Origin of the sequence: Pleomorphochaeta sp. DL1XJH-081 (assembly GCF_049310885.1) — a bacterium.
In the GTDB taxonomy this organism is placed as follows: domain Bacteria; phylum Spirochaetota; class Spirochaetia; order Sphaerochaetales; family Sphaerochaetaceae; genus CAYZJV01.
Map to the genome: position 1 here is coordinate 174,315 of NZ_JBMDYO010000003.1, position 12,792 is coordinate 187,106.

A 12,792-nucleotide genomic window follows, 5' to 3' on the forward strand; every position below is an offset into this window, starting at 1 on the left:
AATAAGGAGGGAAGAATTGAGAGGGTAGTCGTGCATCGGCCGTTGCCGACTTGCAGACAGTATGGGAGCAAGAATGGAGGCAGCGATAAGCCGATAGCGACGTAGGGAGAGACCTCTCCCATAGGCAATGTTTTCAAAAAAGAAAGGAGCCGCTGACAAGCAACGACTCCCGATTGGAGGTAAGGGGAATTGAACCCCTGACCTTTTGAATGCCATTCAAACGCTCTAGCCAACTGAGCTACACCCCCAAATGCTTTGCCTAGCATACAGATGGAAAAGACTTTAGTCAAGATTCAAATCGAAAAGATACCCGGGAGAGAGAGGCAAAATGTTTTAACAATAAGTTATTAAAGTAACAAAATGTAAAATTAATAACAAAAACCTCTTGCATAACATCCCTTGAGACGGTACATTTCCAAAAAAGTAAAACCCAACACACCTTCGCAGGTGCCTTTTGGAGGAGAGCATGGAAAAAATCAAAGTCGCTGTCATCGGTGCCACCGGGGCAGTAGGTCAGGTGTTCATGTGGATGCTCGCGGATCATCCCTGGTTTGAACTTACGTATATTACCGCATCAGCAGCACGGGTTAACCAAACGTATGGAGAGAGCGTTCATTGGCTTTTGCCTTTTGAGATGCCACACGCGATACGTTCACGTACAATCTTGGAATTTAATGCCGATGCGATGAAGAAAGAGGGAGTGAAGATTGTATTTTCCGCCCTTCCCGCGAATGTCGCCGCAGAGGCCGAACCCCTACTGCGTGATATGGGTTTCTTTATATTCTCAAATGCATCTGCAATGCGATACCATAACAATGTCCCCATTCTCATACCCGAGACCAATCTCGATACCTTACGCCTGATTGAGCAGCAAGGATACCCCGAAAAAGGTTTTGTAGTTACCAATGCGAACTGTGTCACCACAGGTTTGGCCATGGCAGTCGCACCATTGAGGAAGTTCGGTATAAAAGAACTCTCAGTCTGTACCTACCAATCGGTAAGTGGAGCCGGGTATCCAGGCCTTTCTTCATTCGATATTACCGACAACTGCATCCCTTATATCGGTGGAGAAGAGGAGAAGATTGAGAAGGAGATCAAAAAGATTCTCTCATTCGATCCGATTGTCGATGCCTATTCAGTCCGTGTTCCCGTGATGTTCGGGCACCTCGAGGCTGTATGGCTTACTCTCGAACAGGATGTCTCGATCGATGATGTGATTAAAACCTGGGATGAGTTTAGAGAAGTTCCCGACCTTCCCTCAACACCGGCCAGACCAGTGCTCTACGATGCCGCCAATACATTTCCACAACCCAAGTATGCCTTCTGGGGAACTCCCAATGGTATGGAGGTCTATACTGGGCGGATGAAAAAACGGGGAAACAAGATCGGATTCATGCTCCTCGTGAACAATCTGGTCAAAGGCTCTGCGGGTGGTTCAATCCAGAACGCCGAAGCATTTGTCAAAATGTACGGATTACGCTAGACTGGGAGAATTGATAGGAGATTATTCCCATGAAACGAATTCTGGTAACAGTGATGATTCTGAGCTTCTCGATTTCTGTAGTATCGGCTGGATTGATATCCTTCGGATTCGGTGCCCACGCCCTCAATACAAACCCTATCGTTGACGATACGGTTGAGATGGGTTCATGGGAGGATTGGAAGATGGGAGGCGAAATACGTCTTGGTGTCCTTTTCCTGGAGGCAGGAATTAACGGGCAGATGATTGAAAGTGATCGGATGGAGGGTTTGGTAACCGTTGGAACGTCCCTAAGCCTGTTCGATCTTCTGCACTTGGGTGTGGGTGCCGGTCCTGCTTTCGGTATCGATAATTCGGGTGGTGAAATCGGTTGGTTGCAGATCGGAGCCAATGGAAACGAACAATACACCAACGATCTTGGCGAGGTTATCAATGGCGGATTAATTCACTATCGTGCCCATGGCGATCTTAAGATAGGTCGAATTTCCTTTGGATTCACCTATCAGGTGCCATCGAAAGGGTATACCTTGGACAACAACGATGTATTAGAGATCGGTCCTGATTGGGATGAAGGTCGTATAGGAACCTCACTCCTCTTCTGGCTCTTCTGATACCACTGTTAGACAGTTTCTGACATCGACACGATAATTCTTACCACTCTGTTCGATTTTCCAACTGCCATTACGGGGACAACCCTCACATGGCAGTTTTAATGCATCATAGCGGTAACAAGCTCTACTGATGAATAGAGGAGGGTGGAAATCAGTCCCTACAGGGGTCGATCTGGCAGGCCACAGAGATGTGTCTTGTGTACTCCTTTCAACCCAACGGTATAATCCTATCGGTTTGGGAACAGACTCGAGGAAGACCTCTACAGCGAGACGATTGGTCATATAGAGGTAGATGTCGGCAAATGTTTCTATGTGGCTATTTCGTCTTGCCCATTGGATGTGACCGACATTATTCAATCCAACCCGGACGGTAATAGGTAATCGGGCAACCAACTTATCAAGAGCTACATATAAGGTCTCTTCATTGAAGGTAACCGGTGGTAGTGAAATGTAGGCAATACTTTCGGCAATAGGAAGGATCTCTTCTATCGGCTTTCCCGTATCTAACAGTCTGTTAGCCTTTTGTACATCTACCCATGGAATCATCGGATCGAAAGGTGATACCAATTTTTTCCTAGGGGGGAGAATTTCGGTATGAACAGGCACCTGTGAGGATCTCTCATCTCGCTTTTGTTCGATTATGCTGAGTAGGATGGTATTGAAACGATCGTACCAATCCCTTCGGATATCTTTGAGACTGGAGAGTGGAAGGAAAACTCGTTCTTCTGAAAAGGTTGTCTGGTTGTCTAGTGTGAGGTTTCCCAATGTTACCAATCCTTCATTCGGAGAACTGAAAATCTTTTTGAGGTTGGCGATCACATCTTGTGGTCTTTTAGCCTCCTGTACATCGAGAGGATAGGAATATGCTATCTTCTGGTCGAACCAAGCGGGAAGGCCGAAGGTATGAATCTGTAGAGAATCTGTATACAGGGTAATTTCAATATCGATCGGTAACCTAAAAGGGGAGATCGAGGATTCTTGAAGAGTTTGGACATGCAGATCATGCCTTGAAATTCGATAGATGGGATCACCAACTGATGCGGATACTGTATCGGGGACATCAATGGTCACCGTAGTTGGAGCTTCAGCGGAAAACATTTTCTTCCCGTCGTAAGCATTGATCGCTTGTAATGCGAAGCGTACTGGCTTGGTAATACCTGTATTGTTTGCCGAAAGCCAAAGGAGACCATCGCGGATAGCGATATCACGTTCCAGTCGAAGCTCGATCCTCGTAGGGCTTCCAGGAGAACGACCCGCAGTGACTGTGGCAATCTGTGTGCCTACATGTTCTGGGTAAGTCGAAGTAACCAAGGATGGGGTGTGTCGGTTTTCTTCGGGAATCTCCTTACCATAGCCAAAGGTCCACCCAGCTCCTGCATAGCGGGAAAATTGTGCTTCTAGCCGTTCATGTGCTTGTTCGAGTGAAACGGGGTCTGTATTCCCATCTAGAATCATACGGTAGTACTCTGCGGCGAATCGAACATAGGCCGGACCTTTCATACGCCCTTCCACCTTCAAGGAGTCGATGCCGATATCCCTAAGGCGAACGACCTCCTCCTTTGCTGCAAGGTCAGTCATGGAGAAAAAGTAGCCGTCTCCTTTAGGATGTGAGAACCAGGTGCGGCATATCTGCGCACATTCTCCGCGATTCGCACTCCGACCGGTAAGATTATGGGATGCCATACACAAGCCAGAGAATCCATAGCACATGGCTCCATGGATGAATGTCTTTAACTCTACATCGGGACACGAGGTTCTGATGTATTCGATCTCCTTGAAGGTCAGTTCCCGGGAGAGAACGATTCGTTTGAAGCCCATTTGCTGGAGGGTCCGGACACCCGAGACGGTATGTACCGCCAGTTGGGTGCTGCAGTGAAGTTCCAAGGAAGAAAATTGTGTCCTAATTAGTCTGGAAAGGCCGAGATCTTGGACAATGATACCATCTGGCTGTATGAGCTCGAGTCTTCTCAACATTTGCACAGTCGTATCGATTTCGCGATCGTCCAACAGTGTGTTCAAGGTGATATAGATACGTTTGCCAAGTCTAGTTGCTTCGGTTTTTACTTTTGCCAACTCTTCCCAGGTGAAGTTGGTGGCATGCTTTCTTGCCGAATAGTCTGAAAGTCCCAAGTATACCGCATCGGCACCCCCATCAAAGGCATGGAGGGCTGACTGTAGGCTACCAGCGGGAAGGGTTAGTTCTGTCATAGTACCTCTACTGGGATCCAAGCATCCGTAAGGTTTCCATATGTTTGTCCCCACGCAAAGCATAAAAGAACAAGGGGAAGATGGCAATGGTGCAGTATGATGGTGTGGATTACATTAATTAGTGATATAATTGTTCTCTTTTTTTGGAAATTTTTACGGATGGGGGTATGGATGGATTGCCAAAACGAATAAGTTTCTATAATGTCTTTCCTTGAATATCAAAAGACGCGGACCGCATGCCGTGTACTCTAGAAAGGAGAAATGGATGAAATTACAAGATCTGAAACATGCAGGATTGAAGAAGTGGATCGACGAAGTCGCCGCACTCACCAAGCCGGAAGCAATTGTAATCGCTGATGGAAGCGATGCCCAGTACCAGCAGTTGGTTGATGAGATGGTTGCCAGTGGACTCGCCACGCCGCTGAATCCCGAAAAGAAACCGGGAAGCATCGCATTCTTCTCCGACCCCTCGGACGTAGCCCGGGTTGAAAACAGGACCTATATCGCTGCAGCATCAAAAGAGGCTGCCGGTCCTACGAATAACTGGATTGATCCGACAGAATTGAAGAAGACCATGACAGGTCTTTATGATGGATGCATGAAGGGAAGGACACTGTATGTGATCCCATTCTCCATGGGCCCTGTTGGTTCAAATATCGCCAAGATTGGTGTAGAACTTACCGATAGTGCATATGTTGTAACCAATATGATGATCATGACCCGCGTGGGAGAAAAGGTCCTCGATGTCCTTGGCTCCGATGGCGAGTATGTACAATGTCTCCATAGTGTTGGTAAGCCGTTGGCAGATGGTGAGTCTGATGAAGGCAAGTGGCCTTGCGCTCCCATTGAGCAGAAATACATCTCCCACTTCCCAGAATCCCGTGAGATCTGGTCCTATGGATCTGGATACGGTGGAAATGCATTGCTTGGTAAGAAGTGTCTTGCTTTGCGCATAGCTTCGGTATTGGCCAAAGACGAAGGTTGGCTTGCTGAGCATATGCTTATTCTCAAGATCACCAATCCTGAAGGTGAGGCGAAGTATGTCGCAGCCGCATTCCCCAGTGCTTGTGGAAAGACCAACCTCGCCATGCTGGTACCGACCATCCCCGGTTGGAAGGTCGAGACAATTGGAGACGATATCGCTTGGATGAAATTTGGAGCTGATGGCCGCTTGTATGCAATCAATCCAGAAGCTGGTTTCTTCGGAGTTGCTCCTGGAACATCTCTCGATTCCAATCCTAACGCGATGTACTCATTGGAGAAGAACTCCATCTTTACGAACTGTGCACTTACTGAAGATAACGATGTCTGGTGGGAAGGTATTGGTTACGATGCCCCGAGTAAGCTTACCGATTGGAAGGGCAATGAATGGGTCCAGGACAAAGGGAATAAGGAACAGGCTCCAGCCTCTCACCCCAATGCCCGGTTCACCGCTCCTGCAAGCCAGTGTCCGAGTATTGCTCCAGAGTGGGAAGATCCCAAAGGTGTCCCCATTGATGCGATTCTCTTTGGTGGCCGTCGTCCCCACACCGTTCCTCTCGTACACCAGGCACGGGATTGGAACCATGGAGTCTTCCTCGGTTCGATTGTTGGTTCAGAGATTACTGCTGCTGCACTCGACCTTAAGGCTGGAACCATCCGCCGTGATCCGTTCGCAATGTTGCCTTTCTGTGGTTACCACATGGGAGAATACTTCGAGCACTGGATCAACCTTGGTAAGACACACGATCAGTCCAAGATGCCCAAGATCTTCTACGTCAACTGGTTCCGCAAGACCGACGATGGAAAGTGGTTGTGGCCTGGTTTCGGTGAGAACAGCAGAGTACTCAAGTGGGTATTCGAGGCTTGTGCCGGTACAGCGAAGACCCAGGATACAGCAATCGGAATCATGCCGACAGCAGATGCCATTGACCGTCCTGAAGGTGTCAGCGAAGACGATATGGCCGAATTGCTCTGCCTCGATCGTGATGGTTGGTTGAAAGAGGTTGCGGATATCCGTGAGAACCACTATCCTAAGTTTGGTGACAAGCTACCAAAGGAACTCGCCGATATGCTCGATATCATGGAGAATAACCTGAAAGCAGTTGATGCTTCTGCATCTTGCGGTAGTTGCTGCTAATGAATTCGGAAGAAGTGCGGATTTCCGATCAATGATCGGTTTCCGCCCCTTCCCTGCCGGAGCATGCTCCGTGCAGTTACATATAGATGGCCGTCTGGGGTACTTGATACTTCAGGCGGTTTTTGTTTGTTCTGGTTATGGTAGCTAGTAGTTTCGCTTGGCCTGGACTGCTTCGCTTCCTGCCGCTAAGCGTCCCAAGGCATCGATGAGAGGGGTGGGAACTCCCAATTCTCGTCCAAGCTCTGAAGCTCGTACACAAAAGAAGTCATTTTCGGTGGTTCGGCCAGCCTCGATATCTTGCAACATGGAGGTTTTTCCATAGTATTCGAGGGATGCGAATATCTTCTGATATTTTTCGATATACGATTCATCCAATCCCACCACTCCCTTAGCCTTTGCCAGGGCAATGACTTCACGTTGGGTATCAATAATCATGGCTTTGATTGCGGGAATCGATGCACAATCTCCATACGTAGCCCTTGTGATAGCGCTGAGTGTGTTTATGCTGACATTCACCATAAACTTAGCCCACAGTTCCCGCTCAATGTTTTCTGGGATTTGGAAAGCAATCTTGGCTTGCGTAAATAGGCTTGCCATCTCTTGTAGTCGTTCACTATCCTTATTGTTCTTCTCCCCAAAGTAGATGATCCCTTCTGTAGAAAAATCAATCCGTGTTCCTTCTCTTGTGGAATCAAGGGCAGTGGTGAATGCATAAAGAACCTTTTCTTCTCCAAAACGCTGGGCAAGCATGCGTTCACTATCGATACCATTGAGCAATGATATGATCGTCGTTTTCGGTCCTACGTGAGACGCGCAGTCCTCTATCGCTTGGGGAAGATGATGGTTTTTTGTCGCAATGATAAGAAGGTCAGCTGGTTCGACCTGCATGCCAGGCGAGACGAATTGGTAGTCTATATTCGTGCCATTCAGTGATATTTTTGAGCTGGTGTAGCGTTTTAGGCGATCATCTCCGACAATAACCCGAACATTCTCATACCCAAGATAATCTGATAGTCGCCAAGCGTAGATTGCCCCTACGGCTCCAATACCGATAACCGATACCTTTTTTATCATAGAGATGTTTCCTTCTAAGCTTGCTGGCCACTACAGAGGGTGATGACCAATGTTGTCAATTTTTCCAATGCTGCTAGAGGGATTGATTCACCAGAAGTGTGGGCTCCACTATAGCCAATCCCCAAGGTCAGGACTGGTAAACCTTGGTTTCGCATGATATTCGCATCGCTTCCACCACCGGTATGAACAGGATTATAGGGAACTCCTGCCTTTGCGCAGGCCTGCTCGAATACCTTCAGCTCTTGCGCCTCGGAGTCGACAATATAGCCAGGATAGAGTTCCACTGAATCGAACTCATACGATCCCCCGAATGCTGCCAATGCTTTGATGCAACACAGTTCAAGATGGGCCATATGTTGCTTGACCCTTTCGCTTGTGGTAGAACGAACCTCCAAGGTGACTTCACATCGGTCACACACAATATTGGTGACCTCTCCTCCATGGATGGTTCCAATATTGGCGGTCGTCTCCTCATCTACTCGCAACAGTTTCATAGTATCGATAGCCCTAGCTGCCAGTGAAATTGCGCTGATTCCTGCTTCTGGAACGAATCCGGCATGCGCCGATTTTCCATGGAAGACAATGGTAGCATCACTTTTACTTGGAGCTCTGGTGACGACTGTCCCAATGGGACCGCTTGCATCGAGTGTATATCCGATCCCAATGGGTCCAAGGAGCTCCATATTGAAAGCCTTCGCTCCTTCGAGTCCTACCTCCTCAGCAACTGTGAAGAGGAGGACTATGGGGCCGTGGGGAAGCTCTTTTTCCTTTATCTCCTGCAGGGATACGAGTATTGCGGCTATTCCTGCCTTGTCATCTGCTCCAAGTGCCGAGGTCCCGTCAGTCACGATACGGTCGTCGACTATCTTGGCCGCAACATTGACTGCATTGGGAACTGTATCCATATGACAATTCAACAGTATAGCAGGAGTACGCTCAAATCCACTTGTTGCCGGTACCGTACCATAGATGTTTCCTGACTGGTCGGTTTTCATAGGAATTCCTAGGAATGACAATCGTTCGAGGAGATCTTCCCTTGTATCTGTCTCATGACCCGAAGGGGAATTGATAGCGATGAGTTCCAACATGGTTTGGGCGGTTTTCTTGGCCAGGTTATGGGACATTTGTAGACTCCTCATACGTAGTTTGAATCCGAGCATACCACACCCGGACCGGTCATTCCAAGTCTCTGGACTATTGGTCTGTAGTCTCGTATGGTAGTGATACGAGAAATCGGAGGTTTGCCCCATATGGTTACTTTTACGGATGAAGAAGAGCGAGTCTTGGACAGGTGTATACAGCTTTTAAGAGGAGAAGGGTCCTCCTTTGCTTCGATTGTCGAAACCCAGGTCTTAGATTTAAAAAAACTTGCCGAAATCGTAGATAGGGCTCCTTCTCCGAAAACGGATCTTCTGCATGAGCAAGACAGTCGTTCTGTAGAGACTCTTGTACGTAAATTGAGTGATCGTGGGCTTGAGCATATTGTGAATCTTCCTACAAAAGCTGTTCTCGGACATGGTTTTACGGTAATGAAATTGCATGTGTTCGGTCTTCTGAGCAAACTCTCCCGTACGTTGGAAAGTCTCTCCGAATCTCGTGAGGAGATTGAGAAAGAGTACAACGATCTACTTTTCACAATCATGGCGGAAGATCTCTATACATCACTAGTCTCGAAGGAAGATAGCAATGAAACTTGGGTACATGATGCAGCCCATGAACTCATTACCATGTGGGATATGCGGACCAGCGGTTACTTGGAGACCTTTGCCTTGGCTATCAGGGAATTGTGGCATGTCCGTCATGCCATAGTTCCGGTACTGGGAACTCTATTGGGAACCATGGAAGTCATGAGGTTGAATGTGATGTTACCGCCGGTATGGCTCGATTTCATGGCAAATTCGGCTAACTCAGAGGGTGTGGTGGATGCCTTGGAAGAGTTCATCTTCGATCTCAGTTATGAAGAGCTGGCTATTTTACGAGATAGGATGGAAAGGGAGAGTATTTCCGTCATCGATCGTAATACTGCTTGGCTTATGCTGGGTAAGCACGAGAGCCCAGCAGTGGAGGCAAATGCAGCTCTTGCCCTCTATAACAGCTATATGGATCGCCAGGAGAAAGCTAAGGAGAGAATTATCAGAGGCTCCAGGGGACCCAAGAGATCCTTAGAGGAATATTTTGTTATTTATTTGCTTTCCAGCGATCTACATACCCCCGATTACAGTAGATATGACACATAAAATACGTTTCCCTCTTGGCATGATTGGCGAGTCCTTGTAAACTTGCCGAGAAATCTGCGTCCAATCGATAAAAGGAGAATCTTGCCTATGAATGAGAGAGACGGCATCTACATGCCAGCCGACAAACCCCCTTTGACCAGATGGATACCTCTGAGCATCCAACATGTCTTTGCCATGTTCGGAGCGACTGTCCTGGTACCCATTCTTACCGGTTTGAGTGTTACCTCAGCCCTGTTCACCGCAGGAACAGGAACGCTCATCTATATCCTCATAACTGGTGCGAAAGTACCAGCCTTCTTAGGCTCCTCTTTTGCCTTCATACCTGCTCTTATCGGTATATCGGCATCATATGGAGTTCCCTATGCTATGGGTGGTGCTGTAGCTGCAGGAATTTTCTACGGTATTGTTTCAGCTATCATCCGTGCAGCTGGTTTAGGTTGGATAAAGCGAGCTTTGCCACCCGTAGTAATCGGTTCGGTAATTATCGTTATAGGTCTCAACTTAGCCCCGACAGCTATGGGGATGGCGATGAATGACGGTTCAGGAAACTATAGTCTGGTCTTTCTTTCGATCGCAGTGGTAACCCTTGCCGTAACTGTTATAGCGAATATCTTTCTCAAAGGATTTTTTAGTATTATCCCCATCCTAATTGGTTTGGTCAGCGGATATGTGTTCACCTTGGTGATGGGTTCGATTTTTCCAGCCTATGCGTTGGTCGATTTCAGTGGAGTTGCCGCAGCAAACTGGTTTGGGACTCCCCAATTCCAAGTTCCCAAATTCAATATTGTCGCGATAGTCACGTTCGTTGTGGTTTCACTGGCGACTATGGCAGAACACCTTGGTGATACCATAACATTGGGCAATGTAGTAGGAAAAGATTTTACTACCAATCCTGGCTTGCATCGTACGCTGGCCGGCGATGGAGTCGCGACTGCATGGGCAGCCTTCTGGGGAGGCCCCCCCAATACCACATATGGAGAGAATATCGGGGTTATGGCAATAACCCGGGTATACAGCGTATGGGTAATCGGAGGAGCAGCTGTGGTTGCCACGTTCCTCTCTTTCTTCCCAAAGTTCGGAGCTTTGATACAGACTATTCCTACTCCAGTAATCGGAGGAATCTCCATGCTTCTCTTTGGTATCATTGCATCAAGCGGTCTGCGAAATCTGGTTGAAAGCGGTGTTGATTACAAAGATAAGAGAAATCTTACTATCTCATCGGTCATACTGGTCGTTGGAATCGGGGGTGGCTTGGTTGCTTTCCCCCTTGGTAGTGGTCTCGAATTCCAAATGGGAGGCGTAGCTTTGGCGACACTGTTGGGAATTCTTCTCAATCTGGTGATTCCAAAGACTTTGCCGTAGCGGCAGCCATACCGTTAATGATGGAAAAAGTCTCCATCCACTGGCCTTCCGGGTAACTGGGAGGCCAGTTATATAATAACTCAGTCGGGAATGAAAGGTATGCAAGCAAGCTTTCGTTCCCGGCATTCGTTTGTAAATGCAAGCAGGCTTTCGTTCCCTACACTCGCTCGGCAATGCAAGCAAGCTTTCGTTCCCGGCACTCGTTCGGTAATGCAAGCAAGCTTTTGTTTCCTGCACTCGTTCGGTAATACAAGCAAGCTTTTGTTTCCTGCACTCGTTCGGTAATACAAGCAAGCTTTTGTTTCCTGCACTCGTTCGGTAATACAAGCAAGCTTTTGTTTCCTGCACTCGTTCGGTAATACAAGCAAGCTTTTGTTTCCTGCACTCGTTCGGTAATACAAGCAAGCTTTTGTTTCCTGCACTCGTTCGGTAATACAAGCAAGCTTTTGTTTCCTGCACTCGTTCGGTAATACAAGCAAGCTTTTGTTTCCTGCACTCGTTCGGTAATACAAGCAAGCTTTTGTTTCCTGCACTCGTTCGGTAATGCAAGCAAGCTTTCGTTCCCGGCACTCGTTCGGTAATGGATCCACTTCGTGGCTCCGCTACGCTCACTCCGTTTGGGAATGTGATCCACTTCGTGGCTCCGCTACGCTCACTCCGTTTGGAAATGCAAGATGTCTTTCGTTTCCTACACTCGCTCGGCAATGTGGCCATGTTATGGCCCCGCTGCCCTCACTTCGTTTGGAAATCCCTCCGAACATTGTACAATGGCAGTTTAACGTGGATGCAGATACATGATAGGATAGGGGATGTACAATTATACCATGTTGGATTCAGACTCCCTACTGGCCGCCCAATTGGATCGGTGGCACGAAAAGGGGATAGGTTCTATAGCGATGGATTTCGAGGGAGAATTCAATCTCCATATCTATGGGGAACATCTCTGTCTCGTACAGATATTCGATGGCTTGGACTATTTTCTGGTAGACCCTTTTATCGTGTCTGAAAAGATGTTGAGACGACTTTTAGAGGATGAATCGCTGGAAAAGGTCATGTTCGATTGCAGCAGCGATGCTGCATTAGTTCGCAAACAGTATGGAATCACGCTCAAGCCGGTTTATGATGTGAGGGTTTCGGCAAAATTGCTCGACTTCAATGGTAACCTTAGTAGTCTGGTATCAAGGTGCCTCAATACTCCGCCAGTTACGGGAAAGAAGGGGAACCAGACCGCCAACTGGCTAAGAAGACCCTTGCAGACGAAATTGATAGAATATGCTCTAAGCGATGTGGAGCATCTGTTTGCGATTCGATCGGTTCTGGAAAAGGAGTTGAAGAATGCTGGACTTCTCGGAAAAGCCGAGGAGATGATGAAAACTGTTTCTCTCCCTAGGGGACCTGACAAGTACGGCTGGGAAAAACTGAACGGATATCGATATCTTTCTAAGGAGCAGAAGATCTATGTGAAATGGTTCTTCGAAGCCCGTGATATGCTGGCACGCAAATTGAACAAACCAGCATTCCAAGTACTTGATAAGCATGTTTTAGTAGCTATGGCAAAACAGGTACCCCAAGATGGCTCTGCGTTCCGTAGTGTCGTTTCCCATAAGAATCGGCAGATTGAGGATGACCTGATCGCTTTGCTCATGGTTGCCCGTGAAGGTGCGATCGATGAAATCGGTAGCGTACAATAGCGCTTAGTCC

At 47.7% G+C, this 12,792-nt stretch carries 9 protein-coding genes and 1 tRNA gene; 6 read left to right on the forward strand and 4 right to left on the reverse strand.

Translation table 11 applies throughout. From position 1 onward, the window contains the following. Window positions 1-174: 174 nt before the first annotated feature. Window positions 175-248, reverse strand: a tRNA-Ala gene (locus tag ACODJP_RS07390). Between the two features lie 218 nt (window positions 249-466). Between ACODJP_RS07390 and asd the strand changes: the two genes are divergently transcribed. Continuing rightward, window positions 467-1,483, forward strand: coding sequence for an aspartate-semialdehyde dehydrogenase (asd, locus tag ACODJP_RS07395; protein WP_422480064.1), 1,017 nt, complete (start codon window positions 467-469; stop codon window positions 1,481-1,483). Between the two features lie 29 nt (window positions 1,484-1,512). After that, window positions 1,513-2,091, forward strand: a complete 579-nt coding sequence (locus tag ACODJP_RS07400) for a hypothetical protein (RefSeq protein ID WP_422480066.1) — start codon at window positions 1,513-1,515, stop codon at window positions 2,089-2,091. On the opposite strand, the gene ACODJP_RS07405 is transcribed toward ACODJP_RS07400, so the two are convergent. Beyond that, window positions 2,068-4,299 carry a U32 family peptidase gene (locus tag ACODJP_RS07405; protein ID WP_422480068.1) on the reverse strand — a complete coding sequence of 744 codons (2,232 nt, stop codon included), beginning with the start codon at window positions 4,297-4,299 and terminating at the stop codon, window positions 2,068-2,070. The two genes, ACODJP_RS07400 and ACODJP_RS07405, sit on opposite strands and share 24 nt — an antisense overlap. A gap of 241 nt (window positions 4,300-4,540) precedes the next feature. Here ACODJP_RS07405 and ACODJP_RS07410 point away from each other — a divergent pair, with 241 nt between their 5' ends. Beyond that, window positions 4,541-6,418 carry a phosphoenolpyruvate carboxykinase (GTP) gene (locus ACODJP_RS07410; RefSeq protein ID WP_422480400.1) on the forward strand — a complete coding sequence of 626 codons (1,878 nt, stop codon included), beginning with the start codon at window positions 4,541-4,543 and terminating at the stop codon, window positions 6,416-6,418. 144 nt (window positions 6,419-6,562) lie between these two features. On the opposite strand, the gene ACODJP_RS07415 is transcribed toward ACODJP_RS07410, so the two are convergent. Together ACODJP_RS07415 and ACODJP_RS07420 are read right to left on the reverse strand one after the other, a co-directional pair. Then, window positions 6,563-7,492 (reverse strand): ketopantoate reductase family protein, encoded by a 930-nt coding sequence (locus ACODJP_RS07415; RefSeq protein WP_422480070.1) that lies wholly within the window; start codon window positions 7,490-7,492, stop codon window positions 6,563-6,565. 14 nt (window positions 7,493-7,506) lie between these two features. Then, on the reverse strand, window positions 7,507-8,616 hold the full coding sequence (locus tag ACODJP_RS07420; RefSeq protein WP_422480072.1) for a M20/M25/M40 family metallo-hydrolase: 1,110 nt from the start codon (window positions 8,614-8,616) through the stop codon (window positions 7,507-7,509). A gap of 90 nt (window positions 8,617-8,706) precedes the next feature. Here ACODJP_RS07420 and ACODJP_RS07425 point away from each other — a divergent pair, with 90 nt between their 5' ends. The 3 genes from ACODJP_RS07425 (at window position 8,707) to ACODJP_RS07435 (ending at window position 12,782) form a co-directional block, all read left to right on the forward strand. Further along, window positions 8,707-9,729: a hypothetical protein gene (locus ACODJP_RS07425; RefSeq protein WP_422480074.1), complete on the forward strand. Its 1,023-nt coding sequence runs from the start codon at window positions 8,707-8,709 to the stop codon at window positions 9,727-9,729. 87 nt (window positions 9,730-9,816) lie between these two features. Continuing rightward, window positions 9,817-11,091, forward strand: a complete 1,275-nt coding sequence (locus ACODJP_RS07430) for a solute carrier family 23 protein (protein ID WP_422480076.1) — start codon at window positions 9,817-9,819, stop codon at window positions 11,089-11,091. An 824-nt stretch (window positions 11,092-11,915) separates the two neighbouring features. Beyond that, on the forward strand, window positions 11,916-12,782 hold the full coding sequence (locus tag ACODJP_RS07435; RefSeq protein WP_422480078.1) for an HRDC domain-containing protein: 867 nt from the start codon (window positions 11,916-11,918) through the stop codon (window positions 12,780-12,782). Window positions 12,783-12,792: the final 10 nt, after the last annotated feature.

Coding starts and splice junctions, on each gene's coding strand:
- asd (WP_422480064.1), top strand. CDS start 467: ATGGAAAAAATCAAAGTCGCTGTCATCGGTGCCACCGGGGCAGTAGGT.
- ACODJP_RS07400 (WP_422480066.1), top strand. CDS start 1,513: ATGAAACGAATTCTGGTAACAGTGATGATTCTGAGCTTCTCGATTTCT.
- ACODJP_RS07405 (WP_422480068.1), bottom strand. CDS start 4,299: ATGACAGAACTAACCCTTCCCGCTGGTAGCCTACAGTCAGCCCTCCAT.
- ACODJP_RS07415 (WP_422480070.1), bottom strand. CDS start 7,492: ATGATAAAAAAGGTATCGGTTATCGGTATTGGAGCCGTAGGGGCAATC.
- ACODJP_RS07420 (WP_422480072.1), bottom strand. CDS start 8,616: ATGTCCCATAACCTGGCCAAGAAAACCGCCCAAACCATGTTGGAACTC.
- ACODJP_RS07425 (WP_422480074.1), top strand. CDS start 8,707: ATGGTAGTGATACGAGAAATCGGAGGTTTGCCCCATATGGTTACTTTT.
- ACODJP_RS07430 (WP_422480076.1), top strand. CDS start 9,817: ATGAATGAGAGAGACGGCATCTACATGCCAGCCGACAAACCCCCTTTG.
- ACODJP_RS07435 (WP_422480078.1), top strand. CDS start 11,916: ATGTTGGATTCAGACTCCCTACTGGCCGCCCAATTGGATCGGTGGCAC.